Consider the following 20,867-nt stretch of genomic DNA (forward strand, 5'->3'; position numbering starts at 1 on the left):
TGACACCGCCGTCGGACGACAAGCGCCCGCCATCGAAAGCGGCGGTGATCTTCTTGCGGCCCACGGCTGGAAACGGGAACGTTGCGGTTGTATCGTCCGGCATGGCGGGTGTGGCAGCCTCGAACGGAGAGCAGGATCGGCTTCAGCAACCAAATCCTACGCTGCTTCAAGTGCTTAAGCTACATCCGCCAGCCCTCATCACTCTTCCGATGCATAAGAACGGCTAGATCCGCGCGAAGCGCCCTTCATAGAGTATAGAGTGGAGCATCGGATTGACCCTAAAAGTGGATTCCACTTTCAGGTCCGATACTCTAACGGCAAACGGTTGACTTCTCGGCCGCCAAAGTCATGCTTGGCACTGCGGGGCGAATGGTTTTCCCATCCTGAGGCCCCTTCCCGCCTTCCTTGCCATCGAAGAGCTGATGTTGCCGGCATCCGACAGACCTCATGCGCATGCCCATAGGAGCGGGCGGGGTCGTTCCATGCCATGAGGCCCCAGGACGATCTCAAAGGCCGGCATGTCGCCAATCGGCAGGGGGCGATCTACGCCCTGGCGGACATGGTGCTCGTCGTCACATCGATGGGCGTCATCAAGCAGGCCGGCGCGACGATCCCTCCCGTACAGCTCGTATTCTTCCGCGCTATTGTCGGCCTGCTTTTGGTTGCGCCGCTCATCTGGCGATATCGGTCCGAGGTGTTCAACAGCCGGCAGATGAGAGGCCATCTCGGCCGCGTGCTCTGCAGCACGCTGTCCTTGAGCTGCAACTACGCCGCCATCGCCGCCCTGCCCCTCACCCTCGTCACCGTGATCGGGTTCACACGACCCTTCGTAATTCTCGGGCTGGCCGCCATGCTGCTGGGCGAGCGCATTCTGCCCCGGCACTGGATCTCCTCCGGCATCTGCTTCGCGAGCGTGATCTTCATGGTCAGCCCGAGCTCCATGAGTTGGGACTGGGGTCTCCTGGCAGCCTTGGGCACGGTCGTGTTCGGTTCGTTGAGCGTCATCCAGATCCGCCGGCTCACCGGCGAGCACGCCGTTGTCCTGATGGTCTTCTACACGCTCGGTCTTGCGGTTCTGACAGCCGTTCCGGCATCCCTGGTGTGGGCGTCACCGACGCCGAGCGACATTCCGAGCTTCCTGATCATCGGCCTCCTCGCCCAGGTCGGCCAATTCTGTTTCCTGCGGTCGCATCAGCTCGCGGAGGCGAGCATTCTGGCGCCCCTCAGCTATGTCGTGATCATTTTCTCCTCCATCGCCGATTATCTCTATTTCGGCATTGTCCCAACGCTCTCCCTGATCAGCGGCAGCCTTGCGATCGTCGCAGCGGTTCTTCTCGGAACCCGGGGCGGCGGCTGGCGAGGGCGGCGCTAGCAAGACCGTCTGCCGATGGAGATCGAGCATTCCGCCAGCATCTGCGATCATGCAAATTTTTGCGTAAGCCAAAGTATTGCAATAAATGCCGGCTCGCGCAAAAAATTACGCAAATGAAAAGGTCGGGAGGATATGACCAGAGCGAGTCTCAGCCGCCGACCGCGCCAAACGGATATCGCCCGGTTCGCCGGAGTTTCGGTGAGCACCGTATCGCGCGTTCTTGCCAATGAGCCGGGGATCAGCACGAGCGTCCGGGACCAGGTTATCCGCATCGCCTCCGAGCTCGGATACAATGTGCGCCCGGTGCCCGCGGCTCAGCCCCAGGCGCAGCGCTCCATCGCTCTCATTCCCGTCGATCAGGCAACGGAGGGGCTCGGGGTTTTCTACGAAGGAATCCTGAACGGATTGCGGGGCGCGGCTTCACGCCTCGGCGGAACGCTGATGCCGCGGCTCGTCCGCTCCGCGTCGCTGACCGCTGCGGATGTGGAACAGACCCTGCTGGAAACCGATGCAACGGACGTGTTCCTGGTCGGCATCGATCCGCCGGAAGATCTCTGCCTGTGGCTGACGGAGGCGAAGATCCCGACGGTCTGGGTCAATGGCAACGATCCCGGCCTGCGCTTCGACTGCGTGTCGCCCGCCAATTTTTACGGCGCGCAGCTTGCGACTCAATATCTCATCGATGCAGGCCATCGACGCATCCTTCACTTCACCATGTCCCATCGCCACACGATCCGGGAGCGCGTGCGCGGGTTCGAGGCGGCAACGGCAAGCCATGGTGTGACGACCCGCATCGTTAGACTGCCTTCCACATCCCGGTCCAACGAAGCGGCATGCGAGGCGATGGAGGCGATCCTGGCCGAGAACCAGGGCTTTACGGCCGCCTTCTGCATGAACGACATGATGGCGGTCGGTGTCATGGAGGCGCTGGCCAATCGCCGTCTGTCGATCCCGCAGGATTTCGCGCTGATGGGATTCGACGACCTGCCATGCGCCGCAATGACGATGCCGCGACTGACGACCATGCGGGTCGATCGGGAGGCGATCGGACAGGAGGCTTATCACCTCATGCAGCGGCGCAGGGCCGATCCCGGCGCCGAGCCACGGAAGGTCGAGCTGGCCGTGCGGCTCGTGGAAGGCGCAACGGTGCAAGCGACCAGGAAGCCCAACGACGCTGAGCCTTCCGCATGACCTATGCTCTTCGACACTCCAATCCGCTTGCCGGCAATCCCCTCAAGACCAGAGAGGACGTGGAAAAGGCATTGCTGGACCTTTTCAATCCGCTCCTGCCCGCCTTCTCGGAGGGCGGAGCCCGCGTCAGCCTTGGCGCGACCGCGGCGCATTTCGATTTTGCGGCGGCAGATCTGGAGGGATTTGCCCGCCCGCTCTGGGGCCTGGCCCCCTATGCCGCGGGCGGCGGAGACTTCCCCCATTGGCCGCTCTACGCGAAAGGACTCGCGAACGGAACGGATCCCGAGCACCCGGAATATTGGGGCAAGGTTACCGACCGGGATCAGAGAATGGTCGAACTGGCCGCGATCGGCTTTGCCCTTCGCCTCGTGCCCCAGCACCTCTGGGACCCGCTCGACGAACGGGCGCGAAGGAACGTCGCCAGTTATCTGCTGGAGGCCCGCCCACATCAGTTCGCCGACAACAACTGGAAATTCTTCCGCGTGATGATCGATCTCGGTCTCGAGCGGATCGGCGTCGACTTCGACCGGAGCCTCACGGAAACGTATCTCCGGGAGTTGGAGGCGTTCTACCTCGGCGACGGCTGGTATCGCGACGGCAATGTCCCGCGTGTCGATCACTACATTCCCTTCGCCATGCATTTCTATGGGCTGATCTACGCAGCCCTGGCGCAGAGCGATGGTGATCGGAAGCAGCGGTTCCGGGAATGGGCACGCCTGTTCGCACCGAATATCCGGCACTGGTTTGCGAACGACGGCGGGACTCTGGTCTTCGGCCGCAGCATGACCTACCGCTTTGCCTGCGCCGGCTTCTGGGCGGCCCTTGCCTTCGCCGACGAGGAGGCTTTGCCCTGGGGCGAGGTGAAGGGGTACTATCTCCGCCACCTGCGCTGGTGGGCTCGCCATCCCATCACCGAACGCGACGGCGTGCTCAGCATCGGGTTCGGCTACGCCAACCTGCTCATGTCGGAAAACTACAACTCTCCGGGGTCGCCCTATTGGGCCTTCAAGGCCTTTCTGCCGCTGGCGCTCGACGCATCGCATCCGTTCTGGACGACTGAAGAAGCGCCGAGCCCCGACTTCCCCGAGCCGAGCCCCCAGCCGCAGCCGGGCATGGTGATGATGCACACGCCCGGGAATGTCGTCGCGCTCTCGTCGGGTCAGGAAAATCTCCAGATGCGATTCGGCAGCGAGAAATATGCCAAGTTCGTCTATTCCTCCCGCTACGCCTTCAGCGTGGAGAGCGACGAGCGCATCTACGAAGGCGCCGCTTTGGATGGCATGCTCGCCTTCAGCGATGATAACCGGCATTTCCGGGTGCGCGAGACGAACGAGGACGCGCGGATCGCCGGCAACATCCTCTATGCGCGCTGGCGCCCCTGGAACGATGTGGAGGTCGAGACATGGCTCACGCCGGCGAGCCCATGGCACATCCGTATTCATCGCATCAGGACGCCGCGTCCCCTGCATACGGCCGAAGGCGGCTTCGCGATCCCGCGGGCCGATGCCTATAGGAAGCTGGAACGGATCGAGGAGCGCGAAGGCGCTGCCTTGATAATCGGAGCGAGCGATTTCAGTGCCATTCTCGATGGCGGATCATCGGTGAAACGCCAGGGCATCGCCCAGAAAGCGCCGCCCAACACCAACCTGCTCTATCCCAAGACATTCGTGCCTCAGCTTCGCGCCGAGATCGGCAGCGGTGAGACAATCCTGATGACGGCGGCGATCGCCCTTCCCGCCCCTGCCGAAGCAGCCAGGATCTGGAATACGCCCCCTGCCTTCCCGCGCCTTGCCGAGATCGAAGATGTCTTCGCGCGTGGCAGCCAGCGCGTGGGTGCTCTCTCCTGGAGGATGGGCCCGTGACCCGCACATACCGCGTCGCCTTAGCCATGGATCCGGCCCGAACGGACGGAGTTCTCACGCCGCACTTGCTGGATCGGCTTGCGACATCCTTCACAATCCTGAATCCCCAACCGCTTCAGTCATTCCATGATGAACGCGCCAGGGACGTGCTCCGGCAGACCGACATCCTGCTCACCGGCTGGGGGTGTCCTCCCATCAACCGTGAAGTCCTGTCTCTGGCGCCACAGCTGAAGCTGATCGCCCATGCCGCGGGCACCGTGAAGGGTTTCCTCTCTCCGGACGTTCTCGATGCCGGCGTCGCGGTCACTCACGCGGCGGAGGCGAATGCGGTGCCGGTTGCCGAGTTCACGCTCGCCGCCATCATCTTCGCCAACAAGCAGGTTTTCCGCTTCCGTGACCTCTACCGTGCCGACCGAAGCCGCCAGAGGACATTTCCCCTCACCGGTCACCCCGTCGGGAACTACAGGCGGACGATCGGGATCGTCGGAGCCTCGAGGATCGGGCGTCGGGTGATCGAATTGTTGGAGCCTTTCGACTTCAAGGTGCTTCTGCACGATCCCTATATCGGCGAGCAGGAGGCTGCGGCTCTTGGCGTGGAGAGCGTTTCTCTGGACGAGCTGATGCGTCTCTCCGATGTGATCTCCATTCATGCTCCTGCCCTGCCATCGACGCAGGGGATGATCGATCGCCGGCGGCTTGCTCTCATGCGGGATGGGGCGACGCTCATCAACACGGCGAGGGGGATTATCGTCGATCAGGACGATCTGATCGACGAGCTGCGGACCGGCCGCATCGACGCGATCATTGACGTCACGCATCCGGAGGTTCCCGGCCCCGCTTCCGCTCTCTACGATCTGCCGAACGTTTTCCTCACGCCTCATATCGCCGGAGCCATCGGCAACGAGCGCGAGAGACTTGGCGAATTCATCGTCGAGGAGATCGAGCGCTATGTCGGCGGCAGGCCATTACTGTCTGCGATCACGCCCTCTGCGCTGGAGACAATGGCATGACGGTCTTCCGGCCCGGCCTGTGCACCGTCACCTTCCGACAGCTGAGCCCGGAAGACATCGTTGCGCTTGCTGCGGAATGCGGGATCGTAGGCATCGAATGGGCGGGTGACGTACATGTCCCTGCGGGGCAAATCGACGTTGCGCGCCACGTTCGGAGCCTGACCGAGGAGGCCGGCCTCTCCGTCGTTTCCTATGGATCCTATATCGCCCCACCGAGTGACGACGAGCGTGCCTTCGCAACCGTTTTGGAAACCGCTCAGGCCCTGGGCGCTCCCAACATCCGTATCTGGCCAGGGACTCGCAATCGGGACTCGGCGACTTACTCCTCCGCCGAGCGGCGTCAGGTCGCCCAGGCAATCCGGCATATGGCCAGGATGGCCGACGATGCCTCCGTTACCCTCTCCCTCGAATATCATCCCGGCTCCCTGACCGATGATCTCGGTTCGGCGCAGCGGCTCATGGCTGAGATCGACGATCCCAACGTCTTTCTCTACTGGCAGCCGTGGCCCGGGCTACATCTCGAAACCGCGCTCGAGGAGATCCGCGCGGTCGGTCCGGAAACGTCGCATGTCCATGTTTTCGCCTGGGATCGCGAGAAGAATCGGTACCCGCTGGCCGACCGGAGGAATTACTGGAACACGGTTCTGAAGGCGATGCCGGAAACACGGTGGCGAGGCGAACGCTTCGCCATGATCGAGTTCGTCAAGGGCGACAGTCCCGATCAGTTCAGGGATGATGCCGCCACGTTTCGTCAATTGTTGGAAGAGGCACAGGACCGACCGGCTGGAACGACCTGACTTCTATAACAACGCCCGCCGAGGGGGATGCTTCTCACACCCTCGCCGCAGGTAAATCTGGGAAGCCCAAGGGAGGAAGTTATGAAAACCTATGTTGATCGTCGTACCTTATTGAAATCTGCCCTGGCTCTCGGCGGCGCTGCGGCCGTCGGCAGCCCGAGCATGAGTTGGGCCCAAGGAGAAGCTGCCCGGCTGCGCGCGACCTGGTGGGGATCTCCAGACCGAGCAAGACGCACCACCGACGTGGGGAAGCTGTTCACCGAGCGCTCCGGCATTGAGATAGCCGGCGAGCCGGTCGGCGCCGATTACTGGGCGAAAATCGGCACGCAGATGGCCGGACGTAATATTGCCGACGTGTTCCAGCTGGAGCCGAGCAGCCTCGCCGACTATGCCGGGCGCGGTGCCGCGAAGGCCATGGACGAATTCGTCGGCAAGCAGCTCGACATCTCCACCTTCGGCGACAAGATGGTCGATCTTTGCCGGGCTGGCGGCAAGATCTGGGGCGTTGCGCTGGGCCTGAACTCGTTCTCCCTCTTCTACGACCAGACGGTCTTCGAGAAGGCCGGCATCAAGCCGCCGACCCATGAAACCACCTGGAAGCAGTTCGCCGACATGGCGGTCGATCTCACGAAGGCGGTAGGACGTCCCGATTACTGGGGTGCCCCCTACGGGGCCCGGTATCACTATGTCTTCGACGTCTGGCTGCGCCAGCGCGGCAAGCGCCTGTACACGGAGGATGCGAAGCTCGGTTTCACCGCGGACGATGCAAAGGAGTGGTTCAGCTACTGGGAAGATCTGCGCAAGCGCAATGGCTGCGTGCCGGCCGACGTGCAAACGTTGGACCAGAACCAGATCGAGAGGAATTCGCTCGCCCTCGGCAAATCGGCCATGGGTCTCACCTATTCGAACCAGCTCATCGGCTACCAGCTTCTCACCAAGAACAAGCTCGGGATCACGATGGTGCCTTCATCCGGCCCCGGCACGAAATCCGGTCACTATTATCGTCCGGCGCTCATCTGGAGCATCGGCTCGACGACCAAGAATGCAGACAAGGCGGCAGCCTTCATCAGCTTCTTCGTCAACGACGTGGAGGCAGGCAAGATTCTCGGCGTCGAGCGCGGCGTGCCGATGTCGCCCAAGGTCCGCGAAGCCATCCTGCCCAACCTGAACGAGGTCGAGCGTGCGACCGTCGACTACGTCAACCTCCTTGCGGACAAGGTCAGCGACTATCCGCCGCCCGTGCCCGTCGGAGCCGTCGAGTTCGACAACAACGTCATGCGCAAAGTCGCCGATCAGGTCGCCTTCGGGCAGATCTCGATCGACGAGGCCGGCAAGCGCATGATCGAGGACGGCAATGCCGTCTTGAGAAAGGTGAACTAGTCAATCGTTTTGACAATACGGAACCGGCGCAATCCATGTGCCGGTTCCGTACAAGCTGATGCCTAATCCTCGCGGAAGGCGCGGTTGAAGCTGTCCATCACCGGCCGCAGCATGTAGCCGGCAGCGGTGAACTTGCCCGTCTTGATCAGCACCTCGACCGGCATGCCCGCCATCACTTCGACTCCCGGGAGAGAGGACAGCGAGTTCTCATCCAGCCGGATGCGCGCCGTGTAATAGGATCGCTCCGTGGCTTTGTCGACCAGCCGGTCGGCCGAGACATAGGTCAGCGTTCCCTGCACGGGCGGCACCCGGCGATGCTTGTAGGGCATCAGCCGGACCTGCGCAGGCAATCCCGGATGAACCACGTCGATGTCGTCGGGCCGCACCTGCGCGGTGACGATGAGGCGGTCATGCTTCGGCACGAGGTCCAGGAGCGGCTGGCCCTCCGCCACGACGCCGCCAGGCGTGCGGATGCGGAGATCGGTGACGACGCCGTCCTCCGGCGCGCGCACGTCGGTGCGGGCAAGAACGTCCTCGGCCGCTTCCGAGCGCTCTGCGAGCTGGAAGACGAGCGCCTGGACGTCACGCAGGCTCTGGGCGATCTCGGTCTCGCGATCGCTGCGCAGTTTTAGGATCTGGGCATGGGCCTCTCCGACGCCCTGCTCCGCCCGGGCCATCTCCTCCTGCGCCTGCCCCCGCCGTCCCTCGATCTCGGCCTGCTCTCGTTCGAGCGACAACTTCCGCGGTTGGGCAATGATGCCTTTGGCGACGAGCGGAGCGATGGATTCCATTTCCCTCTTGATGATCTCCGACCGCTTCTCGGCTGCCGTGACCTGGAAGCGCAGGCCCAGCATCTGTCGCGAAATCTGCTGCTGACGCTGTGCCAGCACGGCAAGCTGAGATTGGTAGAGCTGGCGCCTGCTGATGAAGATGCGTTGTTGCCCGGCCAGCACATCGGCCAGTGCCGGACTTTTCTCTACCATCTGCCTGAGCGGCAGCGGGAACTGGATACCGTCGCGCCCGTCGCGCTCGGCCAGGAGCCGCGCCTCGCGGGCCTGGGCCTCGCGGAGCTGCCCCTGGAGCGCCTGCGCCGTGGCCCGTGCCCTGGTGTCGTCGAGCCGGACCAGGGGCTGGCCCACCGTGACGGCATCGCCGTCCTTCACGAGGATCTTGGCGACGATGCCGCCTTCGAGGTGCTGCACCGTCTTGCGGCTGGTCTCAGCCTCGACCGATCCGGCGGCGATGGCAGCGCTTTCCAAAGGTGCCGTGACCGACCACGCGCCAAATCCCCCGATGAACACGGCCACAAGTCCGAAAGCCGCGCCGGCAAGCCAGACGATCCTCCGGAACGGTGTCGCCGGCGGGGGCGGCAGCACATCGGACAGGTCGATGACGGGAGATGTCTTGGCCATCACGCGACTCCCCTGCCGGCCTGGGCGCTCGGAGCCGCGATCATCGGTCCTTCCTTGACCTTCGGCATGCGCGGCTCCGGCTTGGACTTGGCCTGCGGCACGACCTTGATCGCGGTATTTCCCTGGGCGATCCTTTCGGCGATCTCGCGGCGCTCGCCATAGGCATTGACCATGCCGTTATCGAGCACGAGCACGCTGTCGGCGATGGACAGGATCCCGAGCCGCTGGGCGATCACGATGATGGTCGCGCCTCGTGCCTTCATCTCGGTGATCGCTTGGCGCAAAGATTCCTCGCCTTCCGGGTCGAGGCTGGCATTGGGCTCATCGAGGACGATGAGGCGCGGATCGCCGAAGAAGGCGCGCGCGAGCCCGAGCTTCTGGCGCTGACCGCCGGAGAGGCGCGCTCCGCCCTCGCCGATATTGGTGTCGTAGCCCCGCGGCAGCCTCATAACGGTCTCATGGAGATCGATAAGGCGGGCGGCGGCGATCACATCCGCGGATTTCGCTTCCGAGAGGCGGGAAATGTTCTCGGCGACGGTGCCGGCGAAGAGTTCGACATCCTGCGGCAGGTAGCCGAAATAGCGATGGCCGCCGGAGGCCATCCACACGCCGATATCGGCTCCGTCAAGCCGCACATGCCCGGTCGTCGGAGGAACGGTTCCCGCAATCAGGCGGCCGAGCGTCGATTTTCCTGCGCCCGAAGGCCCGACGACGCCGAGCACCTTCCCGGCACAGACCATCATCGACAGTCGCCGCACGATGGGCTCGGTCGAGCCAGGCGGCACATAGGTGAGCTGCTCGACCTCGAGAAGGCCGCTCGGCGTCGGCAGCTCCATGCCCTTTACCGGCGGAGGCGCGGCCTGCATCACACGCCGGATGCGGTCATAGGCGAGCCGCACGTTGGTGACGGCCTTCCACGTGCCGATAGCACCCTCGACCGGTCCGAGCGAGCGCCCGAGCAGGATCGAAGCCGCAAAGATCGCAGCCGGACTGACATCATGCCGGATCACCAGATAGGACGCGACCGCCATCACGAGTACCTGCGCGAGAAAGCGGATGAAGCGGGCGAGCGCCTGGATCGCCGAGGCTCGTGCGCCGGCCGACAGCTGAGCCGTCTTTGCGTGGGACTGCTCATCGGACAACAGGCGCGCGACGCCGGGCAGCATGCCCATGGCGGTGATCGCCTCGACGTTGCGCATGAGCGACTCGAACCGATGCTGGCTCTCCGACGAGGCCGCCGCGGCCCGTGCGTAGGGAGTACGTGTCACCGTCTCGTTGACCCAGGCGAGGCTGAACAGGATGCAGGAGGCGACGATGCCGATGAAGCCGAGCATCGGATGAACCAGGGCCATGGCGAGGAGAAAGATGGGCGTCCATGGCAGGTCGAACAGCGCCGTGCAGGCGGAACCGCCGAAGAACTGGCGCAGGGTGCCGAGGTCGCGCCACGCCTGGGCTGCACCGGCGGGATCGGCGCGCAGCGCCGCCTGTACGGCCGCAGTAAGCACGGGTGCCTGCAGGCGCTCCTCGAGCCAGCCCCCGACACGCGCCAGCATCTCGCGCCGCAGGGCCTCGATGACCGCATGGAGGGCGAGAGCGAAAACGACGATGAGGGTCAGCATGTAGAGGGTGTCGAGGCTTTGGCTCGACAGCACGTGGTCGTAGACCTGCAGCAGATAGAGCGGCATGGTCAGGGCGAGCAGGTTGACGAAGAAGCTCAGGCCCGCGACGAGAACGAGCGAATAACGGCAGAGCCGGAAGGCGTGCTCCACCTCGGTCTGGTGGCGAGCCTTCATCCAGTTCATGGCCATGCGGCGAACTCCGGGCGCGTCGGTCGATTGGATGGCCGGCGCTCACGCTGCCGGAGTGGCCTGCGTGAGCGCCGATCCGGGGCCGCTTTCGGTTCTGCGGTCTCAGACTGCCTTTGTAGCGTCAGGCGCCGAAGCTCCAGTCGAAGTCGCCGAAGTCGAAGGTGAACGACACGCTGGCGTCCTGCATGGCATCCATCATCTGGTCGACGTCGACCGTGACGTCCTGGTCCTGTTTGGACGTGGCGTCGGAGTCGTTGTCCTGCGCGAAGTCGAAGTCGCCGATATCCTGGCTTGAGGCGGCCGTTCCGCCTCCGCCCTGCTCGACCCCGGCCATGGCATTGCCGCCGGCTGTGGAGCTGATGTCGGACACGGCGTCGTTGTCGGTCTGCGATCCGGCGTTACCGCTGGCCGTACCTCCATTCGCACCGGCGTTGCCGCCGGAGGCATAACCGCCAACCGTGTTGCCACCCGAGGTCTCGCCGCCCGTGGCCGCACCGGAGGTGGAGCTGCCGCCCGTGGTGTCACCGGAGGTAGCCGTAGCGTCGCCGCCATCGCCACCGGTGCCGTCGCCGCCGGTGCCGTCGCCGCCCTGGGCATAGCCGGAAGTTGCTGCGCCGCTGGTGCCATCGCCGCCTGCGGCATCGCCGCTCCAGCCAGAACCGCCGGTGCCGGTGCCGCCAGTGCCGTCGCCAGAGGTGCCATCGCCGGTCGCCCCGCCAGTGCCGGCGCCGCCATCGCCACCATCACCGCCGGTGCCATCGCCGCCGGAACCGTAGCCACCTTTGCCATTGCCGCCGTAGGCGCTTCCGTCAGTTGCCGTCGCGCCACCGCCCGAACCGGACCCGCCAGAGCCGGAACCGCCCGAGCCGCCGCCACCGCCACCACCACCCCCGCCATTGCCCGTCGAGTCGCCGGTAGTGACGTCGCCGGAGTAGCCAGGACCGCCGGAGCCGAAGCCTCCGGTGCCGTCGCCGGTCCATGCGTCGCCGCCTTCGCCAGAGCCGGTCGCGGCATAGCCGGAATATGTCGGTCCGCTGCTGCCGGATCCGCCGGTGCCATCACCGCCATAGCCGCCAGTCGCCGTCGCTGGTCCACCATTCGTCGGGCCGGAGGTGGAATAACCACTCTCCGTGTCACCGCCAGTCGTGTCGCCGCCCGTCGCAGCTCCGCCGACCGGGCTGCCGGCATTGGCAATCCCGCCATTGGCGTCGTTGTCGGTGGAAGCGCTCGAATCGCCGTTCGACGTCGTGTTGGAGCTTACGGTTGAATCGTTGTCCGTATCGACGTCGGTCCAAGCTTTGTTGTTGGCGCTGGCGTCGTTGTGGGCGAGCTGGGTCGGGCTGTAGTCGACTTTACCGATGTTGTCGTTATCCTGATCGATGTCGGAACTTTGCTTGGCTTTGGTATCGATGTCCTGATCCTGCCATTGATCAAGGCTGTTCTTCAGCTCGACATCGAGGTCGAAATCAAACCCGAATTTGCTGAGAAGTTCTTATAGATCTCCCATTCTGGAACCTCCGCAGTTGTTGCTGCCGCCCAGCAGAAAGTCGTCAGGCGGTTGAGAAGACTTTCCCGCATGCAATCCAGAAGCGAAAGTTGCCGATTTGCATGCCTCAGAATGGGTGGGGAGCTCTTCGAGATCGCCCGTTCAGGCGATGGCGGCGACTGCAGGAGAAGGCAAGTCTCGACAAGACTGCCTCGAGGCGAGTCAGTAAGTGGTACTCCATAATCGCTACCCAGCCGCGCTTGGATGCTGTGAGCCGGATTCTCCGTCGCTGGCGGAAGCTTCCTAACAAAGAGGTCGATCGATTATCGCGAAGGAGCCGCCGGTGCCTCCGTTCTTTCTTGGTCTAGTTGGGGCCAATTCGACGCGAATTCTGCTTGAGAATCAATATGTGAAGCAAACATGAAAGATTGCGAAAGCCAAACCGGACCTGACTTCGGTAATGCCCCTCCATGGGCAATAGTCACGACCCATTGTTGCATGATGCACGATGAAACGGCAAACTTGACCATTCGATCATTTATCTAGATGACCCATGATGGCAGTTATGTTGAGTACAAATTTGTACTATAATGATTGGATTATTTCGCGCGTACCTAAGCGTTGAGGCACGGACCGATTATTGATATCGATCTGACGAAGCGGTTCCGGCCAGTTGAGTTTGATGCTCATTAATTTCGTAACGCCGATCTCGGGTGTCCTCTGAAAGACGAAACGCCTGAGAACCATCCAGCGAGATTCCCTAAACGCTAGGGAGGACATGATGCAATTTCCGAACGCGCCTTCGGCCTGTGGTCAGGAAAGCATCAGCAAAGGTGTGCTCGCGGTCATCGATGACGAGCCGTTCTCTCGAGAATGTCTTATTGAGGCGATGCATGGCGCGTTTCTTGAGACACCCATCATTGGATTATCGTCGGTCGATGAAGTGCAACAGATCGACAGGACCAGCTTCGCGCTCGTGCTTCTGAGGGTTCGCACATATCCGAGATACTGTCGGCGAATTCCCTGTTGGCTATTCAGCAAGAGGAGGAATCCATGAGCCTTCATCCCGAGCCGATTGGTGAGATCCCGGCCGAGACCGTGCGAGTTGCCCGGGCAGCTTTCCCTAAGGGCAACATTGTGGCCCGGCTCCGGGATGAATTTAGCATCCTCTACCAGGATGAGGACTTCCGACGGTTCTACCCGAGCCGGGGGCAACCCGCCCTTGCGCCGTGGCGGCTGGCTTTGATCACGATCTTCCAGTTCCTCGAGCACCTCAGCGATCGACAAGCCGCTGACGCTGTCCGGGCCCGGATCGACTGGAAGTACGCCCTGGGGCTCGAGCTGACTGATCCCGGGTTCCACTTCAGCGTGCTCACCGAATTTCGGGCCCGCCTTGTCGCCGGCCAAGCGGAGCATCTGCTGTTGGACACCATGCTCGAGCGGTTCAAGGCCCGCGGTCTGATCAAAGCGCGCGGCAAGCAACGCACCGACAGCACGCATGTGTTGGGGGCCGTGCATGACCTCCATCTTCTCGAACTTGTCGCTGAGACGCTGCGCGCCACTCTCGATGATCTGGCCGCCGTTGTTCCGGACTGGATTCGCGTGATCGCTCAGCCGGCGTGGTTCGAGCGCTATGCACATCGCATTGAGGACTATCGTCTGCCCAAGAGCCGGGAGAAGCGTGAAGCTCTCTCGCTGGAGATTGGCACGGACGGGTTCTTCCTGCTCGACGCCTTGGACGATGCGAGCGCACCGGCTGCGGCTCGAGCGGTGCCGATGGTGCAGACGCTGCGCGACGTGTGGCGGGTGCATTACGCACGGGACGATGGGCGGCCGCGCTGGCGGGCGGGAGCGGAACTGCCACCGGTCGGCGAACGGCTGCAGTCGCCCTATGATCCCGAGATGCATTACTGCACAAAGCGTCAGATGGAGTGGTCCGGCTACAAGGTCCACGTCACCGAGACCTGCGATGACGATGCCGCGCACCTGATCACGCACGTCAAGACCTGCCCGGCCATGGAGCAGGACATGACGAGCACGGCCGAGATCCATGCGTGCCTGGCCGCCAAAGGCCTCCTCCCTTCTGAGCATTACGTGGACTCGGCCTACATTGATGCGGCCTTGTTGGTCAGCAGCCGGCGGGACCACGGGATCTCGCTCGAGGGGCCGGTGCGGGGCGTATCGTCCTGGCAGGCCCGCACGGGACAGGGATATGATCTGCCCAACTTCGTGATCGACTGGGAGCGCGAACAAGTAACCTGCCCACAGGGTAAGGTCTCCGTGACGTGGCGCGTCGCGCGCAGAGAGGATGGAAGCCCGCGCATCAATGCCGTGTTCAGCCGCTCTGATTGTGGAGCCTGCGCCGTCAGAGCGCTGTGCACGCCCGCGAAGGAAGCCCGCCGCGCCGTCTACTTCCACACGCGCCAGGAGTACGAGGCATTGAATGCAGCCCGATCCCGGATGCACGATCCAACATGGAAGGAGCGGTATCATATCCGGGCTGGCGTCGAGGGCACGCTCTCACAGGGTGTGCGGGGATTCGGAATGCGCCGGAGCTGGTATATCGGGCTCCTGAAGACCGGCCTCCAGGAAGTGTGTTCGGCGGCTGCGATGAACGTCTTGCGGGTCGTACACTGGTTGGACGGATGGCCGCGCACCAAGACGCGCGTGACCCGCTTTGCTGCGTTGGCGCCTGCCCTCTGAATTCGCCGACAGTATCTATCCGATATCCGGCCGCCATCTGGCGAGCGACACCAAGACCCTCGTTCAGCTATGCCCTAATGTTCCCGTCGCCGTCCTTTCCCTGTGCCCGAACGCTCAAACCGTCGGCGAAGCGATCGCGATCGGCGTGCGTGGCATCATTCCCGTCACGACCTCGTTCAAAGTCGCAGTCGCCGCCCTGCGACTGGTGATGGTTGGAGGAACCTATTATCCCTGTACGCTCGCAAATGACGTGCACTCGATCACCGAAGGCGACGGCATCGGCCATTCAATGATAAGCGCACTAGAGTCGCACGGCTCGATCGACACAGGCCCCGGGCCCCTTCTGGCTCTGATGGATCAGAGCGACGGCATGCTCGATGGGAGCGCATGCGACGCAAACGTCATCTTCACCGCTCGGGAGCTGGAAGTCCTGAACGCCCTTCAGAAGGGATGGTCCAACAAGTGGATTGCCCATTCCCTTCATATCTCAGAAAATACCATCAAGGTTCATATTCAGCGCATCATGCGAAAGCTGCACGCCACGAACCGGACCGAAGCAGTCGTTCGCCATCGCCAACTCATCGAGGCGCCCAAAGCATAATCCTTCCGCCTGATGCAGTCATTTCAGGTATCGCCCGTCCGCATTATGCTTCGCATTTCCGTAGGCGGGCATCGGGCCAGTGCCTTCTTGCCACCGCGTCCAACGGACGGAATGCTCAAGGAAGCCACCGCGATACCGCCCGAATGGGTGACTGGCGCATGAGACCCTGTCGGCTCAAACTCGTCTCGCGCATGGATATCCTGCAAGGTAGATGACGATGCTGTCGCCTGACAGGGGATTTCGTAACCTGCTTCCGATCCTCGACGAGGAACCGGACGAGGTCGTATTGATAGCCGACAGTGACGGGATACGGGTGCGTTCGACCGTAGGTGCAGAGACGTCGACCTCGCAAGCGCTCCACCACGGCATCGACCCGGCAATGCCAGGTCTCGGTTCAGCGCTTCAAGCGATGGATGCTGCAGGTCCGTCAGACACTTCGGCAACCCACAACCCCACGGGGTCCGGTCTTTCGGCCAAAGCGAGAGAGCCCCTCGAGTCGATGAAAAGCCCTGGCCCGATCGATGCCCACGAGAGCGGCGATCAAAGCTTTTCGGGCTCGCCCTCCACGCACGCGCCCTCCTCCCTGTCGAACGGCACGGTTTCGCGTCCAATGGGCGTCGGTGGACCAATCGACGACAGGCCGGACGCTTCTTTCCCGCGTGAGCATTCTAGCATCGAGGCAAACGACCGAGATGGTCCGGAACCCGGCCCGACATTGGCAAGCGGGCTCCCGCCCGGCGCGGGAATGCCTTCGGGAATGTCCGGGCAAATGCCGATTCCGATCGCTGTCCCTGACGGAGACGATCTTCACATCGTCCAGACCGCCTTTGTCGATCAGGACGCGGACGTGCTGCTGAATGGCTGGATAGGTGACAGCAAGATCCGCGTCTTCATGGAGAACGACGCGGATATCGATCAGGATGTCGACATCGACCTCGAGTATGACAGCAGCGGGCGCATGTTCCTCCGCCTCAACCAATTTATGATGATCGATCAGGAGACAGAAATCGACCTCGACATCTACGAGGTAAAAGGCGTTCTCTATGTGGATCTTCATCTTCGGAACGAGGTCGATGTCGAGCAGGACACCGAACTCGACCTGATGATGGGCGGTTGGAATGGGGGCAGCCTCGTCTATGCCAACAACGATCTCGATGTCAGGCAGCATACCGATGTCGACATCGATATCGATGATGACCTGGAAGAGCAGTTCAAGATCAAGGTTGCGGTCGGCATAAAGCAGGCCATCCACACGGACCAGGACGCCGACATCGATCTGACCTACGCCAACGGAGCCTTCGGCGTCGATCTCGATGCGATACAGACCGCAACGATCGAGCAGGATACGACGCTCAAGATCGACTTCTCCGTCATTTGAAACGACCGCGAGCGTGCGGTCTGCCTGTTCCGATCGGCAACGAGCGCATCGTACGGCCCTCTGGGTCCGATGCCCTAGGCCAAGCCATATGAGGCCGGTCCACTTCCTGCAACCGACCGTAGAAATGGCCCTTACTTCCAAGGTGTCGCAGACCCTCCAGGCCTGCAGCGACCCGTTTGACAGTTTAGAAAAGCTTTGATCAGATGGTCAAATCAAGAGCCCGCTCCTTGAGAAGCGGGCCGAGGTGAACGGATCGATGGCCTGAAAACTCGCCTTGAGCGGGCAGGAGGACCTATGACTTCAGCATCCGATATTTGCGCCGGACGGCTTGCACCCGGCGCGTATCACGAAGCTTTTTCCGACCTTCATGCGGCCTTGGACACGCATGAAGCTCGGGTCGCAGCTGAGCGCTGCCTGTTCTGCTACGATGCGCCCTGCGTCAATGCCTGCCCGACGGGCATCGACATCCCCCTCTTCATTCGACAGATCGCCACCGGAAATCCCCAAGGAGCCGGCAAGACGATCCTGGACTCGAATATCTTCGGCGGCATGTGCGCCCGGGTCTGTCCCACGGAGACCCTCTGCGAGGAGGCCTGCGTCCGCAACGCTGCGGAAGGCAAGCCGGTGATCATCGGAGAGTTGCAGCGCCACGCGACCGACGCCGTCATGGCCTCGGGACGGCAGCTCTATCGGCAGGGCGTGCGCACCGGGAAGCGCGTCGCGGTGGTCGGCGCGGGGCCTGCCGGGCTCTCCTGCGCTCACAGGCTGGCGACGCTCGGGTATGACGTCGTGGTGTTCGACGGGCGGGCGAAGCCGGGAGGCCTCAACGAGCACGGGATCGCTTCCTACAAGTCGACGAACGACTTCGCCCAGGCCGAGGTGGACTGGATCCTCAGCGTCGGAGGAATCGAGCTGCGCTGCGGGCAGGTGCTCGGACGCGATTTTACGCTGGCCGATCTTCGCCGGGATTTCGATGCGGTGTTTCTCGGGCTCGGACTCCAGGCGGTGAATGCTCTCGGTGCAGAAGGCGATCACCTGGATGGCGTTGAGGATGCCGTTGCGTTCATCGAGGCGCTGCGGCAGTCGAGGGATCTCTCGACCCTCCCCATCGGCCGCCGCGTCGTCGTGATCGGCGGCGGTATGACGGCCATCGACGCGGCAGTGCAGGCGAAAAAGCTCGGCGCCGAGGAAGTGACCATCGTCTACCGTCGCGGCGGCGAGCAGATGGGTGCGAGCCGCTACGAGCACGAACTCGCGCTGATCAACGGCGTCGTCATCCGCCATTGGGCGCGCCCTGTCGCGGTCCGTGCCGCGGACGGCGCTCTCCGGGCCGTCAGCTTCGCCGCGACGAGAGTCGAGGACGGCAGGCTCGTCGATACGGGGGAAACCTTCGAACTGCCGGCGGATCAGCTGTTCCGGGCGATCGGACAGGTTTTCATTCCGCAGGTTCTCGCAGGCTCGCACGATGTCCTCGAGCTCGAGGGCGGCCGCATCGCGGTCGATTTCGAACGCCGCACCACTCTTCCCGGCGTCTGGGCGGGTGGCGACTGCGCCGCCGGCGGCCGGGACCTGACGGTGGTCGCCGTCGAGGACGGCAAACAGGCTGCTTTGTCGATCAACCGGATGCTCCAGGGCTTCGTGCCCTTGGCGGCGGAGTGAGGGGAAGGACATGGCCGATCTCAGCGTCGATTTCTGCGGCATCAAATCGCCGAATCCCTTCTGGCTCGCCTCCGCTCCCCCGACGGACAAAGCCTACAACATCGAACGCGCCTTCCGCGCCGGCTGGGGTGGCGCCGTCTGGAAGACGCTCGGGGAGGAAGGACCACCGATCGTCAACGTCTCAGGTCCGCGCTACGGCGTCGTTCACGGACCGGACCGGCGTGTCACCGCGTTCAACAACATCGAGCTCATCACGGACAGGTCTCTCGAGATCAACCTGCAGGAGATCGCCGAGATGAAGCGGCGTTGGCCTGACCGGGCCATCGTTGTATCCCTCATGGTGCCCTGCGAGGAGGAAGCCTGGAAGCAGATCCTCCCGCGGGTAGAAGCCACAGGCGCGGACGGGATAGAGCTCAATTTCGGCTGCCCGCACGGAATGTCCGAGCGCGGCATGGGCGCAGCTGTCGGCCAGGTGCCGGAATATGTCGAGATGGTCACCCGATGGTGCAAGACGCATTCCAGCATGCCGGTCATCGTCAAGCTCACTCCGAACATCTCCGATATCCGCAAGCCGGCCGAGGCGGCCAAGCGCGGCGGAGCGGACGCGGTTTCCCTCATCAATACGATCAACTCCATAGTCGGTGTCGATCTCGATCGGATGGTCCCGAATCCGCACACGGATGGGAAAGCCACCCATGGCGGCATGTGCGGGCCAGCGGTGAAGCCGATCGCGCTCAACATGGTGGCGGAGATCGCACGCTCGCCTGCGACGCGTGGGCTTCCGATGTCAGGCATCGGCGGCATCGAGACCTGGCGGGATGCGGCGGAGTTTATCGCGCTCGGTTGCGGCACCGTACAGGTTTGCACGGCAGTGATGGTCTACGGTTTCAAGATCGTCCAGGAAATGATCACCGGCCTCGAAACCTTCATGGACGAGCGCGGTTACGCGACCGTCTCCGATTTCGTCGGGGCTGCAGTGCCGAACGTGACCGACTGGCAGTATCTGAACCTCAACTATGCCGTGAAGGCGAAGATCGACCAGAATCTCTGCATCAAATGCGGTCGCTGCCATGTGGCCTGCGAGGACACCTCGCATCAGGCCATCACGCATCTCATCGATGGGGTGCGGCACTTCGAGGTCATCGACGAGGAATGCGTCGGCTGCAATCTATGCGCCAGCGTCTGCCCCATCGAGAACTGCATCACCATGGAGCCTTTGGTGAACGAGGTGGACCGTCGAACCGGCCGATTGGTGGATGGCTCCTACCTCAACTGGACGCAGCACCCGAACAATCCTCAATCAACGGCGAAGAAGCCTCTCGAACCGATCGAACCCGCAGAATGACGGATGCAACGGCACCTGATGGCAAGTGCCGTTTTATTGGAGCATTCAAGGAGACCATTGCCTGCATGGCCACCTCACACGTCACGGCACTCTCCTCGCGACGGCAACACGCCGTCGAGAAGAATGCTCGTCAGCGTGAGACGGGTGGTTTCGTAGAAATCCGCATCCTCGATGCCTTTGCCGGTCAGCGAGCGGATCTGGATACCGAAATCCGCATAATGCTGCGTCGTGGACCAGATCGCGAAGATGAGATGCTTGGGATCGACCGGCCGCAACCGGCCTTCCCGGATCCAACTCTCAATGATGCGGGACTTCGCTTCGACCATATCATGCAGGTTGCCCGCCAGCGCCGCACCCAGGTGCGGGGCGCCCTGCAACATCTCCATGGCAAACAGGCGCGAGGCCGTCGGGTGGCTGCGCGAGTAGTCGAGCTTGCGGGCGATATAGGCGCCCAACGCCACTCTCGGATCGCTCGAAGAATCGAGTTCGCGCAGCGGTTCGAGCCACATGTCCAACGTGCGTCTAAGCACCGCCGTGTAGAGATCTTCCTTGGTCCGGAAATAGTAAAGCAGGTTAGGCTTCGACAAGCCCGCCGCAGCGGCGATCTGGTCGATGCGCGCCCCTTGGAAACCGTAGGCTGCGAAAACATCGAGGGCGGCATCCAGGATGCGCTGCGCGTTCGCCTCTCCCGTTCTGGTCTTTCGTGGAGATGCGCGAACGCCCACCCCGAGCTCGTCAACCACCACATCGCCCTTTCGCGTTGCTCCCGCAGGGGACCTTATGTCTCAACGACGGGTTCCGGCAAGGGCGTCGCTCCGACAATCGACCGAGGCAAAACCGATGCATGCGTCGGTCGGCGCCAT

Annotated in this window: 17 protein-coding genes (1 of these 17 cut by a window edge); 12 read left to right on the plus strand and 5 right to left on the minus strand. The window is 62.9% G+C overall.

Annotated features, from left to right (window positions below; genetic code table 11):
* Window positions 1–103, minus strand: partial view of an IS1380 family transposase gene (locus BB934_RS00475; protein WP_099507862.1) — the 5' portion only. Its footprint begins 1,253 nt before the window's first position; 103 of the gene's 1,356 nt are visible here — the first part of the coding sequence; its start codon is at window positions 101–103; its stop codon lies off the left edge, out of view.
* A 384-nt stretch (window positions 104–487) separates the two neighbouring features.
* Here BB934_RS00475 and BB934_RS00480 point away from each other — a divergent pair, with 384 nt between their 5' ends.
* From BB934_RS00480 to BB934_RS00505, 6 genes are all read left to right on the plus strand, one after another.
* Complete coding sequence (locus tag BB934_RS00480) at window positions 488–1,372, plus strand: DMT family transporter (RefSeq protein WP_099507863.1); 885 nt, start codon at window positions 488–490, stop codon at window positions 1,370–1,372.
* A 132-nt stretch (window positions 1,373–1,504) separates the two neighbouring features.
* On the plus strand, window positions 1,505–2,563 hold the full coding sequence (locus BB934_RS00485; RefSeq protein WP_099507865.1) for a LacI family DNA-binding transcriptional regulator: 1,059 nt from the start codon (window positions 1,505–1,507) through the stop codon (window positions 2,561–2,563).
* Window positions 2,560–4,425 carry a DUF2264 domain-containing protein gene (locus tag BB934_RS00490; RefSeq protein ID WP_099507867.1) on the plus strand — a complete coding sequence of 622 codons (1,866 nt, stop codon included), beginning with the start codon at window positions 2,560–2,562 and terminating at the stop codon, window positions 4,423–4,425. Before BB934_RS00485 ends, BB934_RS00490 begins: the two co-directional genes overlap by 4 nt.
* 26 nt (window positions 4,426–4,451) lie before the next feature.
* Window positions 4,452–5,435: a hydroxyacid dehydrogenase gene (locus tag BB934_RS00495; RefSeq protein ID WP_162299201.1), complete on the plus strand. Its 984-nt coding sequence runs from the start codon at window positions 4,452–4,454 to the stop codon at window positions 5,433–5,435.
* Window positions 5,432–6,232 carry a sugar phosphate isomerase/epimerase family protein gene (locus BB934_RS00500; RefSeq protein ID WP_099507872.1) on the plus strand — a complete coding sequence of 267 codons (801 nt, stop codon included), beginning with the start codon at window positions 5,432–5,434 and terminating at the stop codon, window positions 6,230–6,232. The genes BB934_RS00495 and BB934_RS00500 overlap by 4 nt, the downstream gene beginning before the upstream one ends.
* A gap of 81 nt (window positions 6,233–6,313) precedes the next feature.
* Entirely contained in the window at window positions 6,314–7,612 is a 1,299-nt protein-coding gene (locus tag BB934_RS00505; protein ID WP_099507873.1) for an ABC transporter substrate-binding protein, read from the plus strand.
* A gap of 62 nt (window positions 7,613–7,674) precedes the next feature.
* On the opposite strand, the gene BB934_RS00510 is transcribed toward BB934_RS00505, so the two are convergent.
* The 3 genes from BB934_RS00510 to BB934_RS00520 all read right to left on the minus strand — a co-directional run bounded on the left by BB934_RS00510 (window position 7,675) and on the right by BB934_RS00520 (window position 11,202).
* On the minus strand, window positions 7,675–9,024 hold the full coding sequence (locus BB934_RS00510) for an HlyD family type I secretion periplasmic adaptor subunit (protein WP_099507875.1): 1,350 nt from the start codon (window positions 9,022–9,024) through the stop codon (window positions 7,675–7,677).
* Window positions 9,024–10,832: a type I secretion system permease/ATPase gene (locus BB934_RS00515; protein WP_237050125.1), complete on the minus strand. Its 1,809-nt coding sequence runs from the start codon at window positions 10,830–10,832 to the stop codon at window positions 9,024–9,026. Before BB934_RS00515 ends, BB934_RS00510 begins: the two co-directional genes overlap by 1 nt.
* Before the next feature lie 121 nt (window positions 10,833–10,953).
* The gene (locus BB934_RS00520) at window positions 10,954–11,202 is read right to left on the minus strand and encodes a hypothetical protein (RefSeq protein WP_099507877.1); all 249 of its coding nucleotides are present in this window, start codon (window positions 11,200–11,202) and stop codon (window positions 10,954–10,956) included.
* A gap of 951 nt (window positions 11,203–12,153) precedes the next feature.
* Between BB934_RS00520 and BB934_RS46685 the strand changes: the two genes are divergently transcribed.
* The 6 genes from BB934_RS46685 (at window position 12,154) to preA (ending at window position 20,004) form a co-directional block, all read left to right on the plus strand.
* Entirely contained in the window at window positions 12,154–12,330 is a 177-nt protein-coding gene (locus BB934_RS46685) for a hypothetical protein (RefSeq protein ID WP_157933943.1), read from the plus strand.
* Between the two features lie 1,041 nt (window positions 12,331–13,371).
* Window positions 13,372–15,021: an IS1182 family transposase gene (locus BB934_RS00535; RefSeq protein WP_099507880.1), complete on the plus strand. Its 1,650-nt coding sequence runs from the start codon at window positions 13,372–13,374 to the stop codon at window positions 15,019–15,021.
* Window positions 14,996–15,622: a response regulator transcription factor gene (locus BB934_RS00540; RefSeq protein ID WP_099507882.1), complete on the plus strand. Its 627-nt coding sequence runs from the start codon at window positions 14,996–14,998 to the stop codon at window positions 15,620–15,622. Before BB934_RS00535 ends, BB934_RS00540 begins: the two co-directional genes overlap by 26 nt.
* 769 nt (window positions 15,623–16,391) lie before the next feature.
* The gene (locus BB934_RS00545; protein WP_099507884.1) at window positions 16,392–17,000 is read left to right on the plus strand and encodes a hypothetical protein; all 609 of its coding nucleotides are present in this window, start codon (window positions 16,392–16,394) and stop codon (window positions 16,998–17,000) included.
* Window positions 17,001–17,294: 294 nt separating this feature from the next.
* Window positions 17,295–18,659 (plus strand): NAD(P)-dependent oxidoreductase, encoded by a 1,365-nt coding sequence (locus tag BB934_RS00550; protein WP_099507886.1) that lies wholly within the window; start codon window positions 17,295–17,297, stop codon window positions 18,657–18,659.
* A 10-nt stretch (window positions 18,660–18,669) separates the two neighbouring features.
* The gene (gene preA / locus BB934_RS00555) at window positions 18,670–20,004 is read left to right on the plus strand and encodes an NAD-dependent dihydropyrimidine dehydrogenase subunit PreA (RefSeq protein ID WP_099507888.1); all 1,335 of its coding nucleotides are present in this window, start codon (window positions 18,670–18,672) and stop codon (window positions 20,002–20,004) included.
* A 74-nt stretch (window positions 20,005–20,078) separates the two neighbouring features.
* Here the strand turns inward: preA and BB934_RS00560 are convergent, their stop codons facing one another.
* Window positions 20,079–20,729, minus strand: a complete 651-nt coding sequence (locus tag BB934_RS00560) for a TetR family transcriptional regulator C-terminal domain-containing protein (protein WP_237050126.1) — start codon at window positions 20,727–20,729, stop codon at window positions 20,079–20,081.
* Between the last annotated feature and the right edge of the window lie 138 nt (window positions 20,730–20,867).

Origin of the sequence: Microvirga ossetica (assembly GCF_002741015.1) — a bacterium.
In the GTDB taxonomy this organism is placed as follows: domain Bacteria; phylum Pseudomonadota; class Alphaproteobacteria; order Rhizobiales; family Beijerinckiaceae; genus Microvirga; species Microvirga ossetica.

Coding starts and splice junctions, on each gene's coding strand:
- BB934_RS00480 (WP_099507863.1), top strand. CDS start 488: ATGAGGCCCCAGGACGATCTCAAAGGCCGGCATGTCGCCAATCGGCAG.
- BB934_RS00485 (WP_099507865.1), top strand. CDS start 1,505: ATGACCAGAGCGAGTCTCAGCCGCCGACCGCGCCAAACGGATATCGCC.
- BB934_RS00490 (WP_099507867.1), top strand. CDS start 2,560: ATGACCTATGCTCTTCGACACTCCAATCCGCTTGCCGGCAATCCCCTC.
- BB934_RS00495 (WP_162299201.1), top strand. CDS start 4,452: ATGGATCCGGCCCGAACGGACGGAGTTCTCACGCCGCACTTGCTGGAT.
- BB934_RS00500 (WP_099507872.1), top strand. CDS start 5,432: ATGACGGTCTTCCGGCCCGGCCTGTGCACCGTCACCTTCCGACAGCTG.
- BB934_RS00505 (WP_099507873.1), top strand. CDS start 6,314: ATGAAAACCTATGTTGATCGTCGTACCTTATTGAAATCTGCCCTGGCT.
- BB934_RS00510 (WP_099507875.1), bottom strand. CDS start 9,024: ATGGCCAAGACATCTCCCGTCATCGACCTGTCCGATGTGCTGCCGCCC.
- BB934_RS00515 (WP_237050125.1), bottom strand. CDS start 10,832: ATGGCCATGAACTGGATGAAGGCTCGCCACCAGACCGAGGTGGAGCAC.
- BB934_RS00535 (WP_099507880.1), top strand. CDS start 13,372: ATGAGCCTTCATCCCGAGCCGATTGGTGAGATCCCGGCCGAGACCGTG.
- BB934_RS00545 (WP_099507884.1), top strand. CDS start 16,392: ATGCCGATTCCGATCGCTGTCCCTGACGGAGACGATCTTCACATCGTC.
- BB934_RS00550 (WP_099507886.1), top strand. CDS start 17,295: ATGACTTCAGCATCCGATATTTGCGCCGGACGGCTTGCACCCGGCGCG.
- preA (WP_099507888.1), top strand. CDS start 18,670: ATGGCCGATCTCAGCGTCGATTTCTGCGGCATCAAATCGCCGAATCCC.